Below are 26,197 nucleotides of genomic sequence, written 5' to 3'. Positions count from 1 at the left end.
TATGAACATTGACAAAAATACTATTACAGGCATGAATTCGGCGGCCATAAAATATGAAAACCGCCTTTTAGCAATCGCTTTAAAATTTAAAACCATTAGCGATGCTAACCATCTTATCTATTTACGGCCAACGGAATTGCTTGAACTATTGATTATACTGAAGAGTAGGCACGATAAGTTACAGCAGGCTTCTCCTGAAAATGTCGAAATTTCTAAAAGTAAATCAATGGATGCGACTAAGGCACTTATCAATAACATCCCTGCTATTGATATTTCTGAATTAGAACAACCTAATGAAGCATTGCTGGTTACGTCTTTAGCATTAAAAAATAAAGATGAACATTTTAATTTAATTTTGATGATGCAGGATCAAAGCATTATTAACCTTAATATTAATGATTTTCAGATAGAAATCATCATTGCTTCTATCCAAAAATCTATGACAATTATTGAAGATCCTGATACTACAAATCAGATAATTTCGTTAGTAGATTTTATTCTTATGTATTCGGTTGACTTGGTGGATCATGAATATTTCAACTACAAAGAAATAGAACATCCTGATTGGAAAAAAAGCTTGTTCGCTAATTACATGGCTATACTTTATAGCTTTGGCACAGATAAAGGTGAGCGAATCCTTGCAGGGGTAATTATCAAGACTAATATTCAGCCTAATACAAAAGAGCTTAACGATTTAATATATCGTTTAAGTATGTTAATACCTATCATTACTGAATTAAAGAGTAAATATACTTTGCAGCAATCTTTTTGGAGAATTATCCCTTCAAAATCAGATGAGGTTTTAACCATGCAACAAAGCCTGGACTATTTGCATAAATTCTGTAAAGAAAGCCAAAAAAATCTGGTTTACGCTGAAAATAAATAACGGAAAATGTGAACAGTTAATTTTCCCGTTCAAAGATTACTCCCGTCTTTTATTCATATTGTTTATACAAAAGACGGGAATAAATAGTTATATATCAGTTCGGGCACTTATAAACCTGGCCCTGCATCTCACTGGCGGTCGGAACAAAGCTGGATAACAGCCCTTGCGTCGGGCTACTCACCCCATAAATCACATTCCCGCCCATCTCAGCCGCCTGATTACGTAGGCCATTCGCCGCGCCGCGCATCGAACCGCCCTCTTCGCCATGCTGCCCGGAGAGCCAGTTGCTTTGCTTGCCCGTGGCGGTGCCAACCAGCTGGCATTCGCTTCCCGGCTTATCTTCTACAAAGCGAACGCTCTGCCCACCCGCAGACAGCTCGTTGCCGGAGCTGCAACCCACCAGCAGCAACGCTGCTCCCACAATCCCTGCATAAACGTTAACGCGCATGTTATTCCTCGTTTTCAATAAGCTGGGCAGGTGCTGCCCGCGTCTAAACCTTATACTAAAAAGATGACCAAAAGAAAAACCCCCGATCATTTCTGACCGGGGGTTTGTTCATTTCTGCGAGGTGCAGAACAACATGATTACATCATGCCGCCCATACCACCCATGCCGCCCATACCACCAGCAGCACCTAAGTCAGGCGCGTCGCCTTTTGGCAGGTCGGTGACCATGCACTCGGTGGTGATCATCAGGCCAGCAACAGATGCCGCGTACTGCAGAGCAGAACGGGTTACTTTAGTTGGGTCCAGAATACCGAAGTCGATCATGTTGCCGTACTCTTCGGTAGCAGCGTTGTAACCGTAGTTACCTTCGCCCGCTTTCACCATGTTCGCCACAACAGACGGCTCTTCACCGGCGTTGGAAACGATCTGACGCAGCGGAGCTTCCATTGCGCGCAGCGCAACTTTGATACCCACGTTCTGGTCTTCGTTCTGAGCGGTCAGGCCAGCCAGTTTCGCTGCAACGCGAACCAGAGCAACACCACCACCGGCAACCACGCCTTCTTCTACCGCAGCACGGGTCGCGTGCAGGGCATCGTCAACGCGTGCTTTCTTCTCTTTCATCTCAACTTCGGTGGCTGCACCGACTTTGATTACTGCTACGCCGCCTGCCAGTTTCGCTACGCGCTCCTGCAGTTTTTCACGGTCGTAGTCAGAGGTCGCTTCTTCGATCTGCTTACGGATCTGAGTCACACGGCCCTGGATTGCATCTTCTTCACCCACGCCATCGATGATGGTGGTGGTGTCTTTGTTGATCACAACGCGTTTCGCCTGACCCAGATCTTCCAGGGTCGCTTTTTCCAGCTCCATACCGATCTCTTCAGAGATTACGGTACCGCCAGTCAGGGTTGCGATATCCTGCAGCATGGCTTTACGACGGTCGCCGAAGCCAGGTGCTTTAACCGCAGCCACTTTCACGATGCCACGCATGGTGTTAACCACCAGGGTCGCCAGCGCTTCGCCTTCAACGTCTTCAGCGATGATAACCAGCGGCTTGCCTGCTTTCGCAACGGCTTCCAGTACTGGCAGCATTTCGCGGATGTTGGAGATTTTTTTGTCGGCCAGCAGGATGAACGGGCTTTCCAGCTCAACAGCACCAGTTTCCGGCTTGTTGATGAAGTATGGGGACAGGTATCCGCGGTCAAACTGCATACCTTCAACCACGTCCAGTTCGTCTTCCAGACCGGTACCGTCTTCAACGGTGATCACGCCTTCTTTACCGACTTTATCCATCGCTTCAGCGATCAGTTTACCTACGGTTTCGTCGGAGTTAGCGGAGATGGTACCAACCTGGGCAATAGCTTTAGAGTCAGAGCACGGTACGGACAGCGTTTTCAGCTCTTCTACAGCAGCAACGACAGCTTTGTCGATACCACGTTTCAGATCCATCGGGTTCATACCCGCAGCAACGGCTTTCAGGCCTTCAGTGATGATAGCCTGTGCCAGTACGGTTGCAGTGGTGGTGCCGTCGCCCGCAGCGTCGTTCGCTTTAGAGGCAACTTCTTTCACCATCTGGGCACCCATGTTTTCGAACTTGTCTTCCAGCTCGATTTCACGCGCTACGGAAACACCATCTTTGGTGATGGTCGGCGCGCCGAAGGATTTGTCCAGAACCACGTTACGGCCTTTCGGGCCCAGGGTCACTTTAACTGCGTCTGCCAGTACGTTTACGCCGCGCAGCATTTTCACACGAGCGTCGTTACCGAATTTTACGTCTTTAGCTGCCATTTTAATCTTTCCCTTAAATTCGTATGTTCAGTGTCGTTCGCGGATTACGCTTCAACAATTGCCAGAATGTCGCTTTCGGACATGATCAACACTTCTTCATTGTCGATTTTCTCGGACTTCACACCGTAGCCATCGTTGAAAATTACGATGTCACCAACTTTAACGTCCAGAGGCTGCACATTTCCGTTTTCCAGAATGCGACCCTTACCGACAGCGATGATTTCGCCACGAGTTGATTTTGCTGCTGCAGAACCGGTCAGAACGATGCCGCCAGCAGATTTGGTTTCAACTTCTTTACGTTTGACGATCACACGATCATGTAACGGACGAATACTCATTGATAGCTCTCCTTTGAGAAAGTCATTATCAGTTATGGGTGACGCCGGGCCGTAAGCGGTTTTCCGGCTAGTGCCCTGAGAGATGGGGATGGGGTTTTACCCCTTCAAGGGGTAGTCGAAAAAAAATTTGTGAAAGTGTTACCATCGCCTCTCTTTTGATGGTGGCAGGACAACGGAATGAGTGGACTCAAACAGGAGCTTGGACTCGCGCAGGGTGTTGGCTTACTTTCAACCTCTTTATTAGGTACGGGGGTGTTTGCCGTGCCGGCGCTGGCTGCGTTGGTGGCAGGGGATAACAGTCTCTGGGCATGGCCGGTGTTAATCGTGCTGGTGTTCCCGGTGGCGATTGTGTTTGTCATTCTCGGGCGACACTTCCCGAGTGCCGGCGGGGTGGCGCATTTTGTCGGGATGGCGTTTGGCCCGCGACTGGAGCGCGTCACCGGCTGGTTATTCCTTTCCGTCATTCCCGTGGGGCTGCCTGCCGCCCTGCATATTGCGACGGGTTTTGGCCAGGCGCTGTTTGGCTGGCATGATGCGCAGCTGTTGCTGGCCGAGCTGGGTACGCTGGCGATTGTCTGGGGGGTCGGATCTCGTGGGGCCAGTTCCAGCGCCAACCTGCAAACCCTGGTGGCGGTGCTGATTGTGGCGCTGATTGCCGCCATCTGGTGGGCGGGCGATATTCAGGTAACGGAGATCCCCTTCCCTGTCGTAACCGATGTTGACCATTCTCAGCTTTTTGCCGCGCTTTCCGTTATGTTCTGGTGTTTTGTCGGCCTTGAAGCTTTCGCCCATCTGGCGTCAGAGTTTAAACAGCCGGAACGCGATTTCCCGCGGGCGTTAATGATCGGCCTACTGCTGGCGGGCACGGTCTACTGGGCCTGTACGGTGCTGGTGCTCCACTTCACTGCCTATGGTGCCGATATGGCAGCGGCGGCCTCGCTGCCTGCCATTGTGGTGCAACTCTTTGGTGTGAAGGCACTGTGGATCGCCTGCGTTATTGGCTATCTCGCCTGCTTCGCCAGTCTGAATATCTACATTCAGAGCTTTGCCCGACTGGTCTGGTCCCAGGCACTGTATAAGCCGAAAAGCCGTCTCGCGCGTCTGTCCAAACGTCAGCTACCGCTCAATGCGCTGAATACGGTGCTGGGCTGCTGTGTAATGAGTACGCTGGCGATCTACTGGCTGGACATCAACCTCGACGCGCTTATCGTCTATGCCAACGGCATATTCATCATGATCTATCTGCTGTGCATGCTGGCGGGCTGCCGCCTGCTGAAAGGTCGTTATAAAGCGCTGGCCGTGATCGGTGGGGTGCTCTGCTTACTGCTGCTGGCGATGGTGGGATGGAAGAGTCTGTACGCCATTGTGATGCTGGCGGGACTTTGGCTGTTCTTGCCGAAGCGGAGTGCGGTGTAAACGCCGGATGGCGCTTCGCTTATCCGGCCTACAATCGTAGGCCCGGCAAGCGCAGCGCCGCCGGGCAACGTCTCTTAACGGTCGTCTTTATGATCCAGACGATCGCGCTGGTCATCCTTGCGCTGATACTCCCCGTCAAACGTCTCCCCACCGCCTGTTCCGGCGCTGAATCCGCCGCCCGGCATCCGGTTAAAACGCAAATGCGGCATCAGTTTCAGCGTCAGGAGCTTTTGCACTGGCGGGATCAGTAGTAACAGGCCGAGGAAGTCGGTGAAAAAGCCGGGAATAATCAGCAGGATACCGCCAATAATCAGCGACACGCTTTTGACCATCTCTGCCGCCGGGCTTTCGCCTGCGGCCATCTTCTGCTGCATTAACAGGAAATTTTTGAAACCCTGGTTGCGCACCAGCGACATGCCAATAACCGACGTGAAAATCACCAGTATTAGCGTCAGCAGGACGCCAAACACGTGGGCGACCTGAATAAAAATAGAAATCTCTATGTAAACATAGAGAAAGATTGCAGCTAACGGTATCCAGCGCACGGGCTTCTCCTGTGTGGCAGACGCCGTTGTGGCCCCTGTCGGTATCAATTTGCGATTCGCGTCTGTCAGAAATGGAGGCGTTTAGTCAAAATTCAATCGGTTTGCACGGATATTTTTTCTGGAAATATTAAAGCGGTGATTCATTTCACAGATTGATAAATATCATGCCACCGGGTCGATAATAAGTGATCCAGGTTACGGCATTTCGCTATCATCAGCATATCATTCCGGGTATCTGGTCGATTCAGGGGATAATCGTCGGTCAGAAAATAGACATAACCACAGATGTACTGTGTGTTTAGTACAATCAATCGGCAGCTTTAAAAGAAGGTTCACATGTTAAACAACATTCGTATCGAAGAAGATTTGTTGGGTACCAGGGAAGTTCCAGCGGATGCCTACTATGGTGTTCACACTCTGAGAGCGATTGAAAACTTCTACATCAGCAACAGCAAAATCAGCGACATCCCTGAGTTTGTGCGTGGCATGGTGATGGTGAAGAAAGCCGCAGCCATGGCAAACAAAGAGCTGCAAACCATTCCGAAAAGCATCGCCAATACCATTATCGCCGCCTGCGATGAAGTGCTGAACAACGGCAAGTGCATGGATCAATTCCCGGTCGACGTCTACCAGGGCGGCGCGGGTACATCGGTGAACATGAATACCAACGAGGTACTGGCCAACATCGGCCTCGAGCTGATGGGCCACCAGAAGGGTGAGTACCAGTACCTGAACCCGAACGATCACGTCAATAAATGCCAGTCCACCAACGACGCCTACCCGACCGGTTTCCGTATCGCCGTCTACGCCTCGGTAGTGAAGCTGGTGGATGCCATTAACCAGCTTGGCGAAGGCTTCCAGAACAAAGCCGTCGAATTCCAGGATATCCTGAAAATGGGCCGCACCCAGCTGCAGGATGCGGTCCCGATGACCCTCGGCCAGGAATTCCACGCGTTTAACGTGCTGCTGAATGAAGAGACCCGCAACCTGATGCGCACCTCTGAACTGCTGCTGGAGGTGAACCTCGGCGCAACGGCGATTGGTACGCGTCTGAATACCCCGGATGGCTATCAACAGTTGGCGGTGCAGAAGCTGGCCGAAGTGTCCAACCTGGCGGTTGTCCCGGCAGAAGATCTGATTGAAGCCACCTCCGACTGCGGCGCTTACGTAATGGTGCACAGCGCGCTGAAACGTCTGGCGGTGAAGCTGTCCAAAATATGTAACGACCTGCGCCTGCTCTCTTCGGGCCCGCGTGCGGGTCTCAACGAGATCAACCTGCCGGAACTGCAGGCGGGCTCGTCCATCATGCCAGCCAAAGTGAACCCGGTGGTGCCAGAAGTGGTAAACCAGGTGTGCTTCAAAGTCATCGGTAACGACATTACTGTCACCATGGCATCGGAAGCAGGTCAGCTACAGCTGAACGTGATGGAGCCGGTGATTGGCCAGGCGATGTTCGAGTCCATTCATATTCTGACCAACGCCTGCTACAACCTGCTGGAAAAATGCATCAACGGCATCACCGCCAATAAAGCGGTATGTGAAAGCTACGTCTATAACTCCATCGGTATCGTTACTTACCTCAACCCGTTCATCGGTCACCACAACGGCGACATCGTCGGTAAAATCTGTGCTGAAACCGGTAAGAGCGTGAGAGAGGTCGTACTTGAGCGTGGCTTGCTGACAGAAGCCGAGCTGGATGATATCTTCTCGGCACAGAACTTAATGCACCCGGCCTATAAAGCAAAAAGATACACGGATGAAAGTGAACAATAACAGTTCAGGTTAAACTTCATGAAGGCACGTCACTTGACGTGCCTTTTTTGTTTTTAGGCTTTACCAAACCACAACAATTCAATATCAACTTGTTAATAAGCAAGGTAGGCACTCATGTTTGGAGCAGAACTCGTCATCGTCCTGTTGGCGATATACTTAGGCGCAAGACTCGGGGGGATCGGCATCGGTTTCGCCGGGGGTCTTGGCGTACTTGTACTCACTCTCTTTTTTCAAATTAAACCCGGCGCTATTCCGTTTGACGTTATTGAAATCATCATGGCGGTTATCGCCGCTATCGCTGCCATGCAGGTCGCGGGCGGTATGGACTACCTGGTGAGCCTCGCGGAGCGTATGCTGCGCCGCCACCCGAAATACATCACCTTCCTTGCCCCGTTGGTCACCTGGTTTATGACCATTCTCGCGGGTACCGGCCATACCGCGTTCTCCACCCTGCCGGTGATTACCGAAGTGGCGAAAGAGCAGGGCATCCGTCCATCCCGTCCACTCTCCATCGCCGTTGTCGCGTCGCAGATTGCCATCACCGCGTCACCTATCTCTGCGGCGGTAGTGTTCTTTGCCGGGATCCTCGAGCCACTGGGCGTAAGCTACCTGACGCTGCTGGCGATCTGTATTCCGGTGACGCTGATTGCGGTGATGATCACCGCCGTCTTCTGTAACTTCCTTGGCGCCGAACTGAAAGACGATCCGGTCTATCAGGAACGTCTGGCGAAAGGTGAAGTGAAGCTGCGCGGCAGCCAGGCTTTTGTCCTGAAGCCACACGCGAAACGCTCCGTGCTGCTGTTCCTGATCGGGATTATCGCGGTGATGTTTTACGCCACCGCCATCAGCGATACCGTTGGACTGATTCAGAACCCGGTCCTGCCGCGTAACGAAGCGATCGTGGTATTTATGCTGACCATCGCCACGCTGATTAGCATCACCTGTAAAATCGACACCAGCGAAGTGCTTAACGCCAGCACCTTCAAATCCGGTATGAGCGCCTGCGTGTGCGTACTGGGTGTGGCCTGGCTGGGTGACACCTTCGTCAAAGCCCATATCACGGATATCCAGACCGTAGCGGGCGACCTGCTGCATAACTACCCATGGCTGCTGGCGGTGGTGCTGTTCTTTGCCGCTACCCTGCTCTACTCCCAGGCGGCGACCACCAAGGCGCTGATGCCCGCGGCCCTGATGCTGGGCGTCTCTCCGCTGACGGCGATTGCCTCTTTTGCTGCCGTTTCCGCACTGTTTGTGCTGCCAACCTACCCGACCCTGCTGGCCGCGGTCGAGATGGATGATACCGGCTCCACCCGTATCGGTAAGTACGTGTTTAACCACGCCTTCCTGATCCCGGGCGTGATTGCTATCACTCTGTGTGTCGTCCTCGGCTTCATCATCGGCGGGATTGTGCTGTAAACCTCTTTTGGTTGTAAAAAGAGTTAAAGTCGGGCCGCTTAGCGGCCCGATTCATTAATGAGCAGTGGCCGGTCGTGATATAGTGATTTTTTTCGCGATACCGAGGTCGACTTGTGAATACGCCCGACACTGTTGTTGTTCTGTGTACCGCTCCCGATGAAGCTACCGCCCAGGATCTTGCCGCCAAAGTGCTGGCAGATAAGCTCGCTGCCTGCGTGACCATCCTCCCCGGCGCCACTTCCCTCTACTACTGGGAAGGCAAACTGGAACAGGAGTACGAAGTGCAGATGCTGCTTAAATCCAGTGTGGCCCATCAGCAAGCACTCCTCGACTGCCTCAAATCGCATCATCCTTACCAGACTCCGGAACTGCTGGTGCTGCCAGTGCTCCACGGCGATAACGACTATCTCTCATGGCTCAACGCTTCCTTACGCTAATCCTGCTGCTGTGCAGCACGTCAGTCCTTGCCGGGTTGTTTGATGCACCCGGCCGCTCGAATTTCACGCCTGCCGACCAGGCTTTTGTCTTCGATTTTCAGCAAAATCAACATGAACTGAATCTCAACTGGCAGGTGAAAGAGGGGTACTACCTCTACCGCAAGCAGATCGGTATTACGCCCGCTCAGGCACAGGTTGGTGCCCTCCAGCTGCCCGCCGGGGTGGCGCACGAAGATGAATTTTACGGCAAAAGCGAAATCTACCGGGGTCAGCTGTCGGTGCCTGTCACCGTCGTGCAGGCGGATAAAGGCGCTACGCTGACGGTGACTTATCAAGGCTGTGCCGACGCCGGTCTGTGCTACCCACCCGAAACCAAAGTCATTCCTCTCAGCGAAGTGAAAGCGGCCGCCGTCCTTGCGGTTTCCCCTCTCCCCTTAGAGGAGAAGACCAGCACAGGAGGCGAACTGCCCTTCCCCGCCCTCTGGGCCTTATTGATCGGCATCGGTATCGCCTTCACACCGTGCGTGTTGCCCATGTACCCGCTGATCTCCGGCATCGTCCTCGGTGGCAAACAGCGGCTCTCCACCGGCCGCGCGCTGCTGCTGGCGTTTATCTATGTTCAGGGGATGGCGCTCACCTATACTGCGCTCGGTCTGGTCGTCGCGGCGGCCGGCCTGCAGTTCCAGGCGGCGCTCCAGCACCCAGGGGTGCTGATCGGGCTCTCGGTAGTCTTTATCCTGCTGGCGCTGTCGATGTTTGGCCTGTTCAGTCTGCAGCTCCCCTCCTCCCTGCAAACCCGCTTAACGCTGATGAGTAATCGCCAGCAGGGCGGCTCGGTAGGCGGCGTCTTTGCCATGGGGGCCATTGCCGGGCTGATCTGCTCGCCCTGCACCACCGCCCCGCTCAGCGCCATCCTGCTCTATATCGCCCAGAGCGGAAATATGTGGCTCGGCGGCGGCACGCTGTATCTCTACGCCCTCGGGATGGGGCTACCGCTGATCCTGGTGACGGTATTTGGCAACCGCCTGCTGCCGAAGAGCGGCCTGTGGATGGAGACGGTAAAAACCGCGTTTGGTTTTGTCATTCTGGCGCTGCCGGTGTTCCTGCTGGAGCGCGTGATCGGTGATGTCTGGGGCCTGCGGCTGTGGGCCATGTTAGGTGTGGCGTTCTTTAGCTGGGCCTTTATCAGCAGCTTAAACGCCAGTAAGCCGTGGATCCGCGTCGTGCAAATCCTGCTGCTGGCCGCCGCGCTGGTCAGCGTGCGTCCATTGCAGGACTGGGCCTTTGGCTCGCCTGCCGCGCAAAGCCAGGCGCACCTCAATTTCACGCCGATCGAAAATATCGACGCGTTACATCGCGCCCTGGCGCAGGCGGAGGGAAAGCCGGTGATGCTCGACCTCTACGCCGACTGGTGCGTCGCCTGCAAAGAGTTCGAAAAATACACCTTCAGCGACCCACAGGTGCAAAATGCCCTGAAAGACACCGTCCTGCTGCAGGCCAACGTTACGGCGAACAGCGAACAGGATAAAGCCCTGCTGAAGGAGCTTAATGTGCTCGGCCTGCCCACCATCTTGTTTTTCAACGCACAAGGTAAAGAGCAGCCCGCACAGCGGGTAACGGGTTTTATGGATGCCGCAACGTTCAGTGCGCATTTGCGCGATCGCCAACCGTAAACGACACTTTAAGCGGGAAAGTACGAAAGTAAACGGAGGAGAAAACCGTGCAACGTGAAGATGTTCTGGGCGCAACCCTGCAATTGCTTGAAATTCAAGGGATAGCCAGCACCTCGCTGGAAATGGTTGCCGAACGTGTTAATTATCCTCTGGATGAAGTACGCCGTTTCTGGCCCGATAAAGAGGCGCTGCTGTACGATTCCCTGCGTTATCTCAGCCAGCAGGTGGATACCTGGCGCAGGCAGTTGATGCTCAACACCGAGCTCTCGGCAGAGCAAAAGTTACTGGCGCGCTACTCTGCGCTTACCGAATGCGTGCGTAACCACCGCTACCCGGGGTGCCTGTTTATTGCCGCCTGCACCTTTTTCCCGGATCCGGGGCACCCGATCCACCAGCTTGCCGACCAGCAAAAGCGCGCCTCGCATGATTTTACGCATGAACTGCTGACCACCCTGGAAGTGGACGATCCGGCGATGGTGGCAAAGCAGATGGATCTGATTATGGAAGGCTGCCTCAGCCGGATGCTGGTTAACCGCAGCCAGGCCGATGTCGATACGGCACAGCGGCTGGCGGAAGATATTCTTCATTTCGCGCAGTGTCGCAAAGGCGGGGCGCTGACTTAAGCCAGCATTCCCGCCCAGGCAGAAATGAAGAGACACAGCGCCATCAGGCGCTGAAAACGCACCATCGCCGCAGCGGTCCGAAACAGCCTGTTTACCGCCTGTCCCAGCCATGCCCAGCACATCAGGCAGGCTACGGAGATCAGCAGGAACCAGAGCGCCATCAGCGCGACATCCCGTAACACATGCTCTCCCGCAGGGGCAAACAGGCTGACGACCGCCAGCGCCATCATCCAGGTTTTGGGATTGATCACCTGCAGTAACGCTGCCGCCCGTGCGGTAAAGCGGGTATGCCCTGGGCGGGAGACGTTTGCCGCGGGGGCACAAAACAGCTGCCAGCTCATCCAGCTTAACCACAGCACCCCAGCCCAGCTCATCACCTGACGCACCAGCGGATACTGACGCAGCAGCTCCCCCGCCCCGGCTCCCGAAATCAGTACAATGGCGCTGGCCGCCGCGCAGGCGCTCACCAGCGCGGGCAGAGTTGCCTTCATCCCGTAGTGCTGGCTGTTGGTCAGAACAAGAATATTGGTTGGCCCCGGCGTTATCGAGGCGACAAAAGCAAATAACAGAAACGGCATCAGGTTCACAGGCGACTCCTTTTTATCAGAGCCCTGACATTGCCGCTATTTTCTGGAAACGTCTGGAAGGTTTGTGCATAACCGACGGTAGTGGGCCGGCGTAATACGGTAAGCCCGCTGGAACCAGCGACCTAAATGGCTTTGATCGGCAAACCCCAGCGCCGCCGCCACGTCGACGGGCTGCTCCCCGCGCGCCAGAAACTGCCGTGCTTTGGCCAGCCGCAGCTGTATGAGCCAGGCATGCGGCGCCAGATGAAACTCGCGCTTGAAGCAGCGGGTGAGCGTGAAGCGATCGGTGCCGGTCTCCCGGGCCAGATCGGAGAGGCCGATATTGTCGCCCAGATGAGCATAAAGATAGTCCCGGGCCCGGTGCGCTACCGCCGCGCTCTGCACCTGCGACGGTAATTTTTTGCGCCAGTGACAATGAGACGTGAGCTGCGCCAGCAGATTATCCATCGTGCTTTGCTGCACGATCTTCATTTCGTCATTGTGCAGGGTCGCAAAGGTATCACCAATGGTTCGCACCAGCTGCGGCTCGCGGGTCAGGGTTTGGGTGAAATGCAGGGAATAGCTGCCGGGCGTGGAATCATACAGGCCATGCAGGGTGTTGGTGAGCCAGCGTTCATCAAGGTAGAACGTCAGATAGGTGAAGCCGCCCGCGACGGGGGCGTCGCCATCGTGTATCTCGCCTGGCTCAAGCAGGAACGCATCCCCCGGATGGCTACGGTGACGCTCACGGCGGCAATGGAACTGCTGGGTGCCGCTGAGGGTGATCCCCACCAGATAGCTGTCGTGCCAGTGCGGATCGTAGGCGTGCCCTTCAAAGTGCGCCTTGATAGTTTCAATCCCCGTATCCGCATGCTGTCGCAGTTCAAGCCAGTCCTTCACTGTCGTCCCCCTTTTTCGCTGTCAGCATTGCCCGGGCTTATCTTTCTGTCTGGAAGATTTGTGCAGAATCGACGCGCAAACCGACAGATTGCCGCAATCTTAAGCAGTTGAACAGCTTTTCCCGAAATAAGGTTGACGACCGTACCTGATTGCGGTTTAATGCGCCCCGTTGCCCGGATAGCTCAGTCGGTAGAGCAGGGGATTGAAAATCCCCGTGTCCTTGGTTCGATTCCGAGTCCGGGCACCACTATTTAGAAGAACCCGCCTATGGCGGGTTTTTTGCTTTTGATTCGGCGCAATCCTGTCAACTGACCCACCCAATGCTTCCACAGTTACAACATTTCAGATAGCCTATACGGCTGGATTTCTCCCAGCGAACATTCGCAGAGATGCCCATGGGCCGCAAACATACGCCATTCACCTCTCTTTCGCGTCGAAAACGTCGGGCTAAAACCTTACACATCAAAAACCTTATTTATCGTGAACGCGATAGGCTGGGCGGCATCTTCTATGATGAATGCGACCAGGCGGTAGCTCTCGCCAGTGGCCGCTGGACCTGGAGCGATATCATTTTTCTCAGCAAGGATCCCGCTATTTTCTGGAATGCGGAGATCATCACAGCGAATGTGGCTTTTGCCGATGCCGTAGAAAATATTGCTTTCAACGAGGCTTTTTCGAAGCTGAATGCCGCTGAAACACAGCAGGAAATGCACCTTGATTTCACACCTGACGTCAGTAGCAATGGCAAGAGATGGCTGCGCAAGCCCGCACTAAAGTACCCGCAGTTTGACGGCTTAACCTTTAATGATTTTATCGATAAACGCGCGCTGGAAATCGCACGGGATAATCCGCCAGCCATTTACTGCGGTTACCGCATCTTACCTGGATACGCTTCCGGGATTGGTTTGCAGATTGTCGTTGAGGCTGACAGATTAAACCGGGCTGTGATTGAAACGGCTATTGCAGATTTTCGTAGTCGTGGAGAACGTAACTGGATTTCTGATGTGCCTGCACGTGTCTGCTACTCAGATAAAACGATCTCCACGCCACTGAAAATTAAAGAATAAGCCTGCCCCGTATGTATATGACCAGGCCACGTCGGGCAAAGGAGTCCACAGCTATCGCACGTATCAGGAAGGGAGCCGATCCCGATGGCGTTCTGTTCCCTCATCCCACTAAGCCCTATGTCTATTATTACTGAGCACAGCCCCTTCTGCGGGGCTTTTTACTGGAGCTAATCTTCAGTTAATCATCACCGACGACAGCCGGTACCAGCCATCGCTCAGCTTTCCCTCGTTGGCGAGCTGAATACGCGCCTTACCGGTTTTATCCACCAGCGCCACATCCAGCTGGTAGCGTCCTGCCGCCAGGCCAGGCGGGGTTGCCAGCTGATACGCCGAGCTGTGGCTACCCGGTAGCCATTGACGAATATCATCCCCGGCGTTGCCCTGCACGACCGTGCTTCCGCGCTTGTCCTGTAAACGCCAGGCGAGGGTATAGCGCAAATATATCGGCGCCACGCCGTCGTTTGACCACTGGCTGCTGAGCGAAACGGCCTGTCCGGCACCAGCACTTGCCGGATGGGTCAGCGACACCACCCGGAAGCGATAACCGATCTTCGTCAGCGCCTTATCGAGGATATCGCGGTACACCTGCGGCACGTCGGTAGATTTCAGGTTCAGGGTGCTGGCATGCTGTGCCAGGGCCCAGTCAAAGGTGGCCTGTACCTTTTCCCGGGTATACTTCTGCTCGCTCAGCCATTCCGCCATGTGGCCGCAAATCTCCAGGCTGACGGGCGCTTTTTTCCACGCCTGGTTGAACCCCGGCCAGGCCGCCTGTGCCGCCGCAATGCGCTCCGGGTAATCATTGCCCATATGGCTCCAGCTGGGGCTAAAGTTACGCCAGTCGCCCCAGCAGTCCGCACGCCAGCCTGCCCCTCTCTTCGACGCCCAGGCCACAGAATCATAACCGTTGAGCAGCATGATTTTAGGGGTATCAGGGAAGGCACTGAAGTGCATGTCGACATAGCGATTGAGCAGTTCGGGAGGGTAACGTTCCTGCAACGGCTTCAGGGTCGGGAAATTACTGTTGTGCCACTCCCCCCATGAGCCCACCATCCCGATATCGATAAAGGCCAGCTCGGGGTTATTGTTATAACGCGCGCCAAAGGCCTGAAGAAGACGCTGGGCGTAGGCAATATAGGTAGGATCGTCCAGATCGGGGACAAAGGTCTTATGATCCGGCGTCCATGTGCCTTTGATCCCCTTGTTGATCAGCCACTCCGGGATCTCAGAGCCTGACTCAGGCCCGTCGAGGATCATAAAACGCAGACCAACGTTCATTGCCGGCTGATGCGCTGCCGCAGCGGCAAACCCCTCATCCACCAGCGCAAAATTGTACTGCCCTTCCCGCGGTTCAACTTCGCTCCAGTAGTAGCGACGATACTCGAGGCCCGTCGCCGGATACTGCGCGATGCTTAGGTCCTGGTTGTGAAAACGGGCCACGCCATTGCCCGGATTGGTCAGCAGTCCGCCGATGGCTGGAGGATTCACCGTTTGCAGCGGTTCCGCACTCTCCGCCTTCGCCCACCCCGACGAGAGCGCAAGCGCCCCGGCGACCCACAACAAATACCGATTTTTTTTGCATAGCAGATCGTGTAAATGCATCAATGCCTCTTTTCCCGGGAGCGAGTATTACAGGCGCGGCTGACAAGCCCGCGCGAAAGATGACCTCATTTTATTTCATAAGATATATCCCGGACTCACCCTTTTACATTATTTATTTAAAGAAACATTGGTCATATGGTTGTTATACACATGACGTACCGCTTTTCCTCGTGCTGTTTATGACAGCACATTCTGGATTTATTCATATTTCCTCTGAGAAGCAGGATAAAATGTTTAATAAAAATAACAGGATAATCAAAAAGCTGTTCTTCCATGAGTCCTGGGACATCATGGTCATTAACAGCTATGGCCAGCACGTTTTCCCGGAGAACACGCTGGATATCCTCAGTAACGCCAAAGCACAGCAGCTTGATAAAAAATATATCTTCCAGGCCGATCCTTTTATTATTGATAAAGACGATCTGCTGTATGTTTTTTATGAAGCGTTTTCCTTCCTTAACTCAAAAGGGGTGCTGCGATGCCGCATCCTGAATAAAGATCTGGAAGAGATTGATGACGTGAAGCTGGAAGGGTTTGATGAATTAAAATGTCATCTCTCTTTCCCGTTCCTGTTCCAGCTCGACGGTAAGCTGTTCATGATCCCGGAGTCGGCAGAACGCAAAGAGGTGATTCTGTTCCAGTCCGTCGATTTCCCCGCGCGCTGGGAAAAGGTCAAAGTGCTGGTCTCCGATATGGCCGTCACGGATAACGTCGTCTTCGAGTTGAATGGCGTCAGTTATCTGGTCTCGACGACCATGGATAACGAACTGGTTATTCACACTTCTGATGGCATTCTTGGCGACTGGAAGCTGATCTCCCCAAACCTGGATGTCTGCAACGTGCATTTCAGAGGTGCCGGCAAGCCGTACTCGATCAACAACAAAACCTACCTCTTTACCCAGGAGTGCAATCCTGATGTATACGGAAAATCCATCTTCATCAAAGAATTGACCAGCTTAACCCCGGATAAATATGAAGAAAAACTGGTAGGGAAAATAAGCGCGTCGATCAATAACAGTGATGGTATTCACACCTTAAACTTCACCGACAATTATATTGTCTACGATACCAAGCACCTGACATTCAGCCTGCTCTCTACGCTTAAAAAACTGGCGTATAAAATTATGGTCAACCACCGTAAGCGGCTGCTTAGCTAAGTGACAATATGGGGAAGTCGCACTACGCTAACCAGAGCGGCAAAATAAAACACTGTGAAAGCGCATCTCTGTTCCGGCAACTTTTTGTGTCGGCCGGCGATGGCTTTTTGGGGGATTTATTATGGCAATTCTGGTCACGGGTGGCGCAGGCTATATTGGTTCACACACGGTGCTGGCTTTACTGGAGAGAGGTGAAGATGTCGTCGTCATTGATAACCTCTCCAATGCCTCGCAGGAGTCATTAATCCGGGTCGCAGAATTAACGGGCAAACAGCCGGTGGTCTGCATCGCTGATATTCTGGATCGCGACGCGTTAAAAAAACTTTTCGCGCAACATACCATTTCTGACGTTATCCATTTCGCCGGTCTTAAATCGGTTTCAGACTCTATTGTCCGGCCTCTCGCCTATTATGAAAATAATGTCGTCGGAACCATGGTGCTTTTGGATGAAATGCAGCGTGCGGGCGTGCACAGTCTTATTTTCAGCTCATCGGCAACGGTATATGGCAACCCCGAATCCGTTCCTTTAAGCGAACAGTCCCGCACCGGCGGTACCACGAATCCGTACGGTACCTCCAAGCTGATGGTGGAGCATATTTTACGTGACTTCTCCGTTGCCGAGCCGTACTTCAGGATCGCCTGCCTGCGCTATTTCAATCCCGTTGGCGCACACCCCTCCGGGCGTCTGGGGGAGGATCCGAACGGTATCCCGAATAACCTTGTGCCCTATATTTCACAGGTGGCCATCGGCAAGCTGGCGTGCCTGACCGTCTTTGGTGATGATTATCCAACGCCGGATGGCACCGGCGTGCGTGACTATATTCACGTGATGGATCTCGCCTATGGCCACCTTGCCGCGCTGGATCATAAAGATGACGGCGAGGCGTTTAAGGCCATCAATCTCGGCACCGGGGTGGGCTATTCAGTGATTGACCTGATCAGGGCCTTTGAAAAAGCCGCGCAGACCAAAATCAACTACCGAATTGTCGGCAGGCGTTCCGGCGACGTGGCAGAGTGCTGGTCGGATTCATCGCTGGCGCGCCAGCAGCTGGGATGGCAGGCCACGCGCAACCTCGAGGAGATGATGCGCGACGCCTGGAACTGGCAGAAGAACAATCCCGGGGGCTACAGCGCCTGATTACTGATATTTCAGGTTGAGCCACCAGTCCCAAATCCCGACGTGATAGTTCTGGAAAACGTCTATGCCCAGCGCGGATTTGATCATATACAGCGTCAACAGCACGCAACACAGCAAGAACAAGGTGGCGAACAGGATCAGAAACGTCACCACGATCCGCGACAGCTTTGACTCCGGACGCGAGCGAGCACGGTGATCCCGCCCCAGTAAGAACACCATATAGAGGCGTTTGCCGAAGAAAGGAAAACTTTTACGGACATCGATGCGGTGGCGCGACGCCAGGGTAATCGTGATGATGGCGCTCTCGATCTCCTCTTTTTGCTCCGGGGTCAGCTGGGCGCTAACATCCTTATCAAGCACTTCATAAAAACGGTCGATAACAACCGGGTTTCTGGTCTTACTGGTCAATTTTAACCTATTGTTTTATCTAATCTATGGTAAATGGATACGGTTTTCCTGGCGATTTCATCCCAGTTGTAGCGCTGCAGAAAATCGCCATAATCAATCCGCGGAGAGTTCGCCCACCGGGTCATTTTGTCTGCCAGGTCAGCGACATCACCCAGCTTAAAACTGGTCTCAGCCGGTAAGCCGACCTCCAGGTTCGGCAAAATATCGCTCACCACCACCGGCAGCGAAAACGACATCGCCTCCAGCAGCGCAATAGGTAATCCCTCATGGTAAGAGGGCATCACAAACAGCGAAGCCTGTGAGAAGATGACCTGCAGCGCCTCGCCTTTTAAAAAGCCGGTCATGACGACGCCAGGCGTCTGAAACGCCAGCTGCTTCAGGTGTATGCTGTACTCCGTGTCATGATCCGCATCCCCGACCAACACCAGCGGCAGCGTCAGGCCCGACTGTTGATAAGCGGCAATGGCATCATGCATCCCCTTCTCTTCAACGAACCGCCCGACCATCACGATATAATGCCCGGGCTGCAACGCATAACGCCCGAGGATCCTGTCGATCGTCTCGTCAGCCAGCGGCGCCGGCACATTAGCGCCGTTATAAACCAGATGCGCATCATAGCGATGGTATTTCTGCTGGATCAGCTGGTTGATCACCTCAGAAATGACAATCACTTCGTTGGCATACTTCACCGCCACTTTCTCACCGAGCATCAGGATTTTTTTCGCCATCCAGCCCCACTTCTGGCGCTCGTAGTCCGGCCCATGATGGGTAAAGACCACGCGTTTGCCCAGCAGGCGTAACAGCGGCACCACGAGGCCGGGTCCGATGGCGTGAACATGCACAATATCGGATCGGTCAACAAATGTCCTCAACGCCGCAATAACAGAATGCACAATGGCTTCGAAACTGCGTTTTTTAGGCGCCCAGAGCGCCAGCGTCTCGACGTTTTTATAACTCGAGCGCCGGTAGGGCACGTAGGGTGACCGGGCAATCACGCAAATCTCCACGTCATATTGCTGCCGGATAGCCGGGTACAGGTTCTGACAATGGGTTTCGACGCCGCCTAATACATCGGGGATCCCGCGTGTCCCCAATACCGTGATTTTTTTTGGCATATTATGGCCTGTCGAGCAGTTCGCGATAGAGCGACTGCAACGTTTCCATGTGCTTGCGCAGTGAGTATTTCTGGCAAAGCCTGACCCGGCCTTTCAGCCCCATCTCGTGGGCCTGCCCCGGGTTTTCCGCCAGCACGTCCAGCGCATCGGCCAGATCCTGAGCGTTGCCAGGTTCAAACAGCAATCCTTCCACACCGTGACGTATCTGCTCCGGGATCCCGCCAATGCGGGCCCCTACCACCGCCCGGGCGAATGACATCGCCTCCAGCACCGCCATGGAGCAGTTTTCATAACACTCTGATGGCAGCACCACGGCCCGGGCGTTTTGAATTAGCGCATCCAGCGCCGGGCCCTGTTGCACATAGCCGAGGAACTCCGCGTTGGGGTAGTCCACCACCATCTCGTCATACAGCGGCCCGTGGCCGACGATTTTTAACGGCATTTTATTGCGCATTAACTGATGCGCCCGGGTCAGGGTCGGGACCCCTTTCTCCGGACTCAGGCGCCCGACGTACAGCAGATAACCCTGATCCGCACCCGCCTCTGGCGTGTGGCTGTCGTCTATACCGTTCACAATCACATCGATGCGGGAATCCGGGAGCGAGCGTTTCAGCTCGTTACGCAGAAACTCGCTCGGGGAGATAATCACGTCCAGCGCCTGATAATTTTGCGCGATGTACTGCCAGGTCGCTTCTAACGACAGCAGCAGACTCTTCGCCGCCGAGCCCTCCTGACAGCGATAGCGAAACGCATTAAATACGCTGCCCGTCACGCACGCATCGCACACTTTGCCGTCGCGCAGCATCGAGTACGACGGGCACATAATCTTATAGTCGTGGGCGGTTAAGACGGTTCTACAGCCGAAGTCCCGGGCAACCTTGATCAGAGCCGGGGTCAGCTGGTGATAGATATTGTGGAAATGGACGATCTCCGGGCGCGTCTGCTCCAGCAGCGCCTGCATTTTTTTACAGGCTTCGCGGTTGTGAATAAAGCTGATGGCGGTCTTCACCCCCGCCAGCAGCCCGCCCTCTTTGTGATAATCGACATTGCTGACGAAGTAGTCGGCATAGTCAGACGGAAAGTTCTTCTCATGCTGCATGGAGAAATCGATCACCTCCACACCGGCCTCTTTCAGCATATTGCGTTCCTGAAAATAGACCGTCTCCGCTCCTCCCTTGATAAAGAAGAACTTATTCACCAGTAAGACTTTCATTACTCTACCTGTTCATGAATAACTTTATTGTCCGGCGGAACCCGGGGATCGCGCTGCGGGTGGAAAAGACCTTTCACCAGCCCGGCAGAGAGCACGGCAAGGTTGATTACGCTATTCAGGCCGTTTTTTAATGAACGGTTCTGAATGGTTTTTAGCAGGATAAAGGCCAGCAGCGGCAGCAGCGCGATATCAATCAGGCTGACGTCGAAGGTGAAGAATGCAATCAGCACGATGAAGATGTAACTCGCAAAGATCACTTCGTTTTTCACCAGCATCAGCGCATCGCGGAACCAGGGTTTACCCCACGCGCTGCGCAACAGCTCACCGGGCGCCTGATGGAAGCCGCTTTTCCAGCGATAGCGCAGCATCCTGAAGGTCGGCATCGTATAGGAGGTATGACGAAAATAGGGTACGTTCAGGCGATGCAGTTTATAGCCTGCGGTCAGCAGGCGAATGCCTAACTCCGCCTCTTCATAGGCGTGCAGGCTGCGGTTGGTGAGATAACCAATATCGGCAATCGCCGACAGACGATAAAGGCCGCCGCCGCCCAAATGATCGTTATCGCCCAGCGGGTAGATTTTATTGATGCGCTGCTTGCGGGAGGTAAATTCATAGTTTGAGGCGTCGTCCATCTCCACCGTACCGGCCACGCCAGCGTACGTCGGGTTGTTCTGCAGAAACGCCACCGCATGATCGATAAAACCGGGCTCCAGCTCCATGTCGCCATCCATCAGCAGGATAAACTCCCCTTCGCTGTGAAGGTAGCCCAGCTGATGCCCGACACCGCAGCTGCGGTCCGCCGGTTCGGTTAACGACACCACCATCACCCCTTTATCGCTGGCCAGCTGCTGGGTGTTGTCCGTTGAAAGACTGTCAGCAACAATAATTTTATGCGGATACTCACCGATCTGGCTGCGAATACTGTCGATGGTTTTCTCAATACACTCGGCTTCGTTAAAGGTTTTGATACTTACGGTAATAAAGGGTTTGTACATCAATAGTGCCCCGTATAACGGCGTACGGTCCGGCGAATAATCAAACTGGAACCTAACGACATGTAAAACAAGAACTGCAACATCGGCGTGATCATCATTATCTGGCTGTACGGCAGACTGAGCAGACAGGCAATGGCGAAGACGTTAAACGCTGGCGCGAAACTCAGAAGGTGAACGTCAGGCGCATCAAGCTGTTCAACCGACAGCACCGGTTCGGGCCGGGCCGCCTTCAGGGTGTAGATAATCAGGCCCACAAACAGCAGGGTCCCCACCACACCGACTTCCCATAGCAACATACTGAGGGAAGTACTATCGAGATACAGGTTGTAATACTGATGCAGGAAGCCCGGCGAGACGGAACTGCCGCTGTTAGTAGCGTTCAGGCCATAGCCGAACAGCGTTCCCGGCAGCCCCGACAGATCGTTATGCTGTATCCAGAACAGCAGGGAGGTGAATCGTCCCACTTCCCCGCCCGGCGTAATGAAATCGGGATCGAAGATGTAGTCCATGGAACCGAGGAAGACTTCAAAAGGGTTATCCGCCGTGTCGCCGCCATAGGCTGACGAGTAGGAGTAGGCCAGGGCGATGACCGCCACCACGATCAGCAGCGCCATGCCGATCAGAATAGAGAGCAGCACGGTTAAGTTGACCTTGCTTGCCTCTTTGACCCAGGAGGGCGTCAGCCACACCCAGCCCAGCAGCAGCGGCGACAGCAGGATCACGAATTTCACTTCGCCAATGATGCACATCACAAACCCCAGCACGATATGCAGCGCCATAGATTTAAAGCTGGTCAGCCCATGCTTATATTCCGAGACTTTCAGCAGCATGATCAGCAGACAGAACAGCCCCATAGCGGCCGTGTTACCGCCCCCCATAGGATCGCCGCCAAAGGTCCCCACTACGGAGTCCCATTTCTCGCCCTCGCCATACAGCGCCACGCGCTCCGGCAGGACAAAGATCAGCTGGTAAATGGCCACCGGGAACTGAATATAAAAGACCCAGTACAGCGCGCGAGTCACCTGATAGATCTGCGATTCCCGGCAGAACCCGAGCAGCAGGCAGACCATCACCAGCGACAGCCCAATTTCGTTTTTGAACCCGACGAGGGTAATCAGCGCCCCGCCCTGGAAGAGCGTTGAAATGACGGACAGCACGATAAAGGCGCCATACAGCGTCAGGATGATGGCCTCCTGGGCATCCAGCCGCAGGGGTTCATCGCGGGTCTGCAATACCAGGAAACCGGCCATCAGCAGCGTCATGACAAAGGGCAGCCACAGTACCGCCAGCTCACCGGTAAAATACTGCACCAGCCCGCAGAAGATCAGGGTAAACAGCGCGAAGGTCTGTAAATAATGTCCGGTATTAAGATTCATGATGCCACTGACCCGTTTTTCAGAATGTCGGCGCGCTTATTCACCTTCAGATAGATGAAGGCGTAGCGAATGAACGTCAGAATCGAAAATAAGATGATGGAGGTCGCATAGTCATTGTAGAGATACGGCACGACGACAAACGCGATGACCACGATCGCCAGTTGCTCAAGCTGGATCCGCAGGAAATAGCGGTGCGAGCCGAAAATCAGCTCTATCACCGTCAGCGGACAGACCGCCAGCGCCGGGAACAGGTACGGCAGCATATAGCGCGAGGTGGGCACAGAGGCAATCCACTCCTCGCTGAAACCCAGATTCATCACAATCGGATAGAAGATAAATACGCCCAGCGTGCAGACCACGCCCAGCACCAACAGCAGCAGACGGACCTTCGTGTACTCTTCGTAGTTGAAGATGTTGTTTCTGAAATCAATCGACCACTTCGAGAAAATGGTATTGCGCACCGCATTGCCGATAATCACCACCGGGGCCAGGCAGAAGCGGCTGACCACCGAAAAGTAACCCGCCGTTAAGGCCGAGAACCAGAAGTTGATCAGCATAATCGGCAGGTTGTTGCTCGCCATCGCCAGCACTTCTGCACTGCCCACCTTCGTGACGTGATGAATATTTTTTTTCAGGAACGCCAGGTTACTGGAGGGCCGCAGGTGATGCAGGGTGATAGAGCGAATATCAAATGTCCGCAGGATGCAGGCGCTGGTCAGCACCATCATCAGGATCGCCCACATCCAGTAAAATGCCATCACCTGTTGGGTGAGCAGAACAGAGACTACCACCACTACCGAGACGGAGATGCGCTGGACCACCAGAAAGCGAAAGTTCGCCGTACGCAGCGACAGGTTTTCTGCCACCAGCACCCAGGTATTCGAGAGCGTAAGCAGGTAAAGGAACAGCACATTCTGATGAAACAGCCAGCCCGTCAGCACGGCATAGGGGATGGCAATCGTCAGGCTTTGCAGGAGACAAAACACCACGTTCTGGGCCAGTTCGTCATCCTGCTGCCGGGGAATTAACAGCTGCGAGGCAAAGGTGCATACCTGTGCCCCGATCAGGGCAATACTGTAATTGAGCGCGTAGAGCCCCACTTCGCCAAGATCGTACTTATGCGAAATGAGCCAGATCGACAGGGCGCCAATCAGTTGTGAAATAACTGATGACCCTGCGATCGTGGAAGCGCTCCTGAGCAGACTCATGCCCGGCCTGTGTTATTCATCAGTTCATGCGTATGGTAGTTAAGTGAACGCAGCCCCTCTTTGCTCTCCAGGTTTTTATCCACCACCTGATTCAGCACCCCACCAATCACCACGCAGCGATTGCTGACAGCTTTATCAATGGCATGTCCAACGGTGTCGGCACTGTTCTGGCCCGCTTTCAGGACGAAGATCAGACCGTCCGTCACCTGGCTCACCAGCTGCACTTCCTGGCTCTGATTCACCGCGGCCACATCAATGATGATGCGCTGGTAACGGCTGCGCAGCGTCCCGAGCAGCGGTTTCAAGCGTTCGGGCGACAGCAGCAACAGCGCAGAGACCGGCGTATTGCCGCGCGGCAGGAAGTCGAGCTTATCGTTGACCTTCACCAGCACGCTGTCGGTATCGCTGTCGCCGCGCAGGACTTCCGCCACGCCCGGCGCCTTCGGTGAGCCCAGCTCGCCCGACAGACCGTCATTGTTGAAGAAGTCCATGTCGATCAGCAGCGTTTTCTGGTCAAAGCTAAAGGAGTTCGCCAGCAGGTTCGCCAGTAGCGTCCGCCCCTCTCCGGCTTCCGCCGACGTAACGGCAATAACCTGCAACGGGTGACTGCTCAGCATGATCTGCGTGCGCATGCTGTGAATGATGTCGGCATTCAGCGGATCGCTGGTAATCAGATCGCGGATCTTGCCTCGCCCTCCCACGCCCTTAAAGCGGCGGATCTCACCCAGCGGCACCAGGTTAAGGCGCTTTTGCATCTGGCTGAGGGTGTTCACTGAGCGATCCGTGGCGGCTTTCACCATGACGTACATCACGTAGAAGAGCATCACCAGCAGCACGATCATCAGCATCAGCAGCGGTTTATTTGGCTTAACAGGACGCGCGGCGGGCACGGCAGGATCGTAGAGCTCCGCGTCAGCATCGGTATAGGTGCCCGGCAGCGTCAGCTCCTGCGTACGCTGGTAGATCACCTTGTACATCTCTTCCGTCTTATCCAGCGCCAGCTTTAGCTCGTTGTAACCTTCGCGCTTCATCGACAGCCGCTGGAAGTTCTCTCTCTGCTCATCCAGCTGCTTCTGGTAATTTTTTTCATCCGCCACCGCCGCCTCGTAGTTCTGGCGTAATCCGGCCTCCTGCTCTCTGAGCGTCATCGCCGTTTGCGCCTGGATCGCGCCGATACGCGCCCGGGCCTGGATCACTTTGTCATGCTGCGGTCCGTAGGTTTTCTCCAGTTGCGAAAGCTCGCTGTTCGCCTGGATCAACGCAATGCGTAAATCCTGGATCTGGGCATGATTTGAAATCGACGGCAGCGAGATGGCCTTACCGCCACCGGAACGCACTTCGTTATAGATAGATTCTGCCGCCACCCGGCGTTCGGTAGCATTTGCCAGCCGGTTGGTGACAATGCCCATCTGTTCAGTTTCAAAACCGTCAACGCCGCGGAAGGTCAGTAACCCCGCTTTCGCCAGATAGTTATCCAGCGCCGTTTTTTGCTGGATCATTTGCTCCTTGAGCAGCGCCAGCTTGTGCTGGGTATCTTCACTGGCCTGCAGCGTTTTCTGCTGCTTGAGCCCCAGGCTATAATTGATAAACGACTCGGCTACCCCGTTGGCAACGTCTGCCGACAGCTGCGGGGAGGTGGACTCATACGAGACGGTGGCAAGATGGGTGGTACGCACGCTGTTAATGGTGAGGTTTTTACCTAACGTCTTGAGCGCATTTTCAACCCGCTGCTGCTCGTTCTCTTTCCCCGTTGCACCATCGTCGCCCCCGTTGAAAGCCGGATTTTGATCCAGCTTCAGGGTACGCACCGCCTGTTCCAGCACCACGCGCGACTGCATCAGCGCGTTTTGGGTTTCGTAGTAGCCGTTACGGGTGGAGTCATACCCCTCAACCTTCTGGAAAGGGGTCACATTATCGGGCTGGGCTTTAAGCAGGACCGTTGCCGTAGAGACATATTTTGACGGCATCAAACTCATTAGTGGCCAGGCAATCGCCCCGGCAATGACGCCGGAGAGAATGATTTTCCAGGAGTTCTTTTTAATTTCACTGGCAAATCTGGAGATATCGATAGCGCTTTCTCGCTTTTTGCCATTTTCCACTATTGATAGTTTCATGG

The 26,197-nt window shown here is 54.2% G+C and carries 24 protein-coding genes and 1 tRNA gene; 11 read left to right on the top strand and 14 right to left on the bottom strand.

The features are described 5' to 3' along the window. Nucleotide 1 precedes the first annotated feature (1 nt). Complete coding sequence (gene yjeJ / locus ES815_RS11625; protein WP_142487927.1) at nucleotides 2–886, top strand: YjeJ family protein; 885 nt, start codon at nucleotides 2–4, stop codon at nucleotides 884–886. Nucleotides 887–980: 94 nt separating this feature from the next. Here yjeJ and ES815_RS11620 read toward each other — a convergent pair whose 3' ends face one another. From ES815_RS11620 to ES815_RS11610, 3 genes are all read right to left on the bottom strand, one after another. Next, nucleotides 981–1,334: a DUF4156 domain-containing protein gene (locus tag ES815_RS11620; protein WP_142487926.1), complete on the bottom strand. Its 354-nt coding sequence runs from the start codon at nucleotides 1,332–1,334 to the stop codon at nucleotides 981–983. 137 nt (nucleotides 1,335–1,471) lie between these two features. Then, nucleotides 1,472–3,118: a chaperonin GroEL gene (gene groL, locus ES815_RS11615; RefSeq protein WP_142487925.1), complete on the bottom strand. Its 1,647-nt coding sequence runs from the start codon at nucleotides 3,116–3,118 to the stop codon at nucleotides 1,472–1,474. Nucleotides 3,119–3,162: 44 nt separating this feature from the next. After that, entirely contained in the window at nucleotides 3,163–3,456 is a 294-nt protein-coding gene (locus ES815_RS11610; RefSeq protein WP_032616151.1) for a co-chaperone GroES, read from the bottom strand. 177 nt (nucleotides 3,457–3,633) lie between these two features. Here ES815_RS11610 and yjeH point away from each other — a divergent pair, with 177 nt between their 5' ends. Next, entirely contained in the window at nucleotides 3,634–4,872 is a 1,239-nt protein-coding gene (gene yjeH / locus ES815_RS11605) for an L-methionine/branched-chain amino acid transporter (RefSeq protein ID WP_142487924.1), read from the top strand. Between the two features lie 74 nt (nucleotides 4,873–4,946). Here the strand turns inward: yjeH and ES815_RS11600 are convergent, their stop codons facing one another. Next, nucleotides 4,947–5,417, bottom strand: a complete 471-nt coding sequence (locus tag ES815_RS11600) for an FxsA family protein (protein WP_142487923.1) — start codon at nucleotides 5,415–5,417, stop codon at nucleotides 4,947–4,949. Nucleotides 5,418–5,753: 336 nt separating this feature from the next. Between ES815_RS11600 and aspA the strand changes: the two genes are divergently transcribed. From aspA to ES815_RS11575, 5 genes are all read left to right on the top strand, one after another. Further along, a complete protein-coding gene (gene aspA, locus ES815_RS11595) occupies nucleotides 5,754–7,190 on the top strand; it encodes an aspartate ammonia-lyase (RefSeq protein ID WP_106994018.1) in 1,437 nt (478 codons plus the stop codon). A 114-nt stretch (nucleotides 7,191–7,304) separates the two neighbouring features. Further along, nucleotides 7,305–8,606 (top strand): anaerobic C4-dicarboxylate transporter, encoded by a 1,302-nt coding sequence (locus tag ES815_RS11590; protein ID WP_142487922.1) that lies wholly within the window; start codon nucleotides 7,305–7,307, stop codon nucleotides 8,604–8,606. Between the two features lie 113 nt (nucleotides 8,607–8,719). Then, nucleotides 8,720–9,043: a divalent cation tolerance protein CutA gene (gene cutA / locus ES815_RS11585; RefSeq protein WP_106994016.1), complete on the top strand. Its 324-nt coding sequence runs from the start codon at nucleotides 8,720–8,722 to the stop codon at nucleotides 9,041–9,043. Further along, on the top strand, nucleotides 9,019–10,716 hold the full coding sequence (locus tag ES815_RS11580; protein WP_142487921.1) for a protein-disulfide reductase DsbD: 1,698 nt from the start codon (nucleotides 9,019–9,021) through the stop codon (nucleotides 10,714–10,716). The genes cutA and ES815_RS11580 overlap by 25 nt, the downstream gene beginning before the upstream one ends. A 47-nt stretch (nucleotides 10,717–10,763) precedes the next feature. Beyond that, nucleotides 10,764–11,339, top strand: a complete 576-nt coding sequence (locus ES815_RS11575; RefSeq protein ID WP_142487920.1) for a transcriptional regulator — start codon at nucleotides 10,764–10,766, stop codon at nucleotides 11,337–11,339. Here the strand turns inward: ES815_RS11575 and ES815_RS11570 are convergent. Beyond that, complete coding sequence (locus tag ES815_RS11570) at nucleotides 11,336–11,926, bottom strand: LysE family translocator (protein WP_142487919.1); 591 nt, start codon at nucleotides 11,924–11,926, stop codon at nucleotides 11,336–11,338. The two genes, ES815_RS11575 and ES815_RS11570, sit on opposite strands and share 4 nt — an antisense overlap. A 36-nt stretch (nucleotides 11,927–11,962) precedes the next feature. After that, a complete protein-coding gene (locus ES815_RS11565; protein WP_142487918.1) occupies nucleotides 11,963–12,805 on the bottom strand; it encodes an AraC family transcriptional regulator in 843 nt (280 codons plus the stop codon). A 171-nt stretch (nucleotides 12,806–12,976) separates the two neighbouring features. Here ES815_RS11565 and ES815_RS11560 point away from each other — a divergent pair. After that, nucleotides 12,977–13,052, top strand: a tRNA-Phe gene (locus ES815_RS11560). Between the two features lie 148 nt (nucleotides 13,053–13,200). Beyond that, the gene (locus tag ES815_RS11555) at nucleotides 13,201–13,872 is read left to right on the top strand and encodes a hypothetical protein (RefSeq protein ID WP_142487917.1); all 672 of its coding nucleotides are present in this window, start codon (nucleotides 13,201–13,203) and stop codon (nucleotides 13,870–13,872) included. Between the two features lie 174 nt (nucleotides 13,873–14,046). Here ES815_RS11555 and ES815_RS11550 read toward each other — a convergent pair whose 3' ends face one another. Then, the gene (locus ES815_RS11550) at nucleotides 14,047–15,471 is read right to left on the bottom strand and encodes a DUF4832 domain-containing protein (protein ID WP_142487916.1); all 1,425 of its coding nucleotides are present in this window, start codon (nucleotides 15,469–15,471) and stop codon (nucleotides 14,047–14,049) included. Between the two features lie 230 nt (nucleotides 15,472–15,701). On the opposite strand from ES815_RS11550, the gene ES815_RS11545 reads away from it, so the two are divergent. Together ES815_RS11545 and galE are read left to right on the top strand one after the other, a co-directional pair. Further along, complete coding sequence (locus tag ES815_RS11545; protein ID WP_142487915.1) at nucleotides 15,702–16,628, top strand: hypothetical protein; 927 nt, start codon at nucleotides 15,702–15,704, stop codon at nucleotides 16,626–16,628. Nucleotides 16,629–16,749: 121 nt separating this feature from the next. After that, on the top strand, nucleotides 16,750–17,766 hold the full coding sequence (galE, locus tag ES815_RS11540) for a UDP-glucose 4-epimerase GalE (protein WP_142487914.1): 1,017 nt from the start codon (nucleotides 16,750–16,752) through the stop codon (nucleotides 17,764–17,766). Here the strand turns inward: galE and ES815_RS11535 are convergent, their stop codons facing one another. Genes ES815_RS11535 through ES815_RS11505 form a run of 7 tightly spaced genes read right to left on the bottom strand, consistent with a single transcriptional unit; the run spans nucleotide 17,767 to nucleotide 26,195 of the window. Next, nucleotides 17,767–18,174: a hypothetical protein gene (locus ES815_RS11535; protein WP_142487913.1), complete on the bottom strand. Its 408-nt coding sequence runs from the start codon at nucleotides 18,172–18,174 to the stop codon at nucleotides 17,767–17,769. Between the two features lie 2 nt (nucleotides 18,175–18,176). Next, entirely contained in the window at nucleotides 18,177–19,289 is a 1,113-nt protein-coding gene (locus ES815_RS11530; protein WP_142487912.1) for a glycosyltransferase family 4 protein, read from the bottom strand. Nucleotide 19,290: 1 nt separating this feature from the next. Then, nucleotides 19,291–20,502 (bottom strand): glycosyltransferase family 4 protein, encoded by a 1,212-nt coding sequence (locus ES815_RS11525; RefSeq protein WP_142487911.1) that lies wholly within the window; start codon nucleotides 20,500–20,502, stop codon nucleotides 19,291–19,293. Further along, a complete protein-coding gene (locus ES815_RS11520; RefSeq protein ID WP_142487910.1) occupies nucleotides 20,502–21,500 on the bottom strand; it encodes a glycosyltransferase in 999 nt (332 codons plus the stop codon). Before ES815_RS11520 ends, ES815_RS11525 begins: the two co-directional genes overlap by 1 nt. Beyond that, complete coding sequence (locus tag ES815_RS11515; RefSeq protein WP_142487909.1) at nucleotides 21,497–22,873, bottom strand: capsular biosynthesis protein; 1,377 nt, start codon at nucleotides 22,871–22,873, stop codon at nucleotides 21,497–21,499. Before ES815_RS11515 ends, ES815_RS11520 begins: the two co-directional genes overlap by 4 nt. Further along, complete coding sequence (locus tag ES815_RS11510; protein ID WP_142487908.1) at nucleotides 22,870–24,081, bottom strand: oligosaccharide flippase family protein; 1,212 nt, start codon at nucleotides 24,079–24,081, stop codon at nucleotides 22,870–22,872. The genes ES815_RS11515 and ES815_RS11510 overlap by 4 nt, the downstream gene beginning before the upstream one ends. After that, nucleotides 24,078–26,195, bottom strand: a complete 2,118-nt coding sequence (locus tag ES815_RS11505; RefSeq protein ID WP_142487907.1) for a GumC family protein — start codon at nucleotides 26,193–26,195, stop codon at nucleotides 24,078–24,080. Before ES815_RS11505 ends, ES815_RS11510 begins: the two co-directional genes overlap by 4 nt. Nucleotides 26,196–26,197 lie beyond the last annotated feature (2 nt).

The sequence above is a fragment of the Leclercia adecarboxylata genome (genome assembly GCF_006874705.1).
GTDB lineage: Bacteria > Pseudomonadota > Gammaproteobacteria > Enterobacterales > Enterobacteriaceae > Enterobacter > Enterobacter adecarboxylatus_C.
The sequence above is the reverse complement of the archived record's forward strand: the minus strand, read 5'-3'. Positions and strand labels throughout refer to the sequence as shown.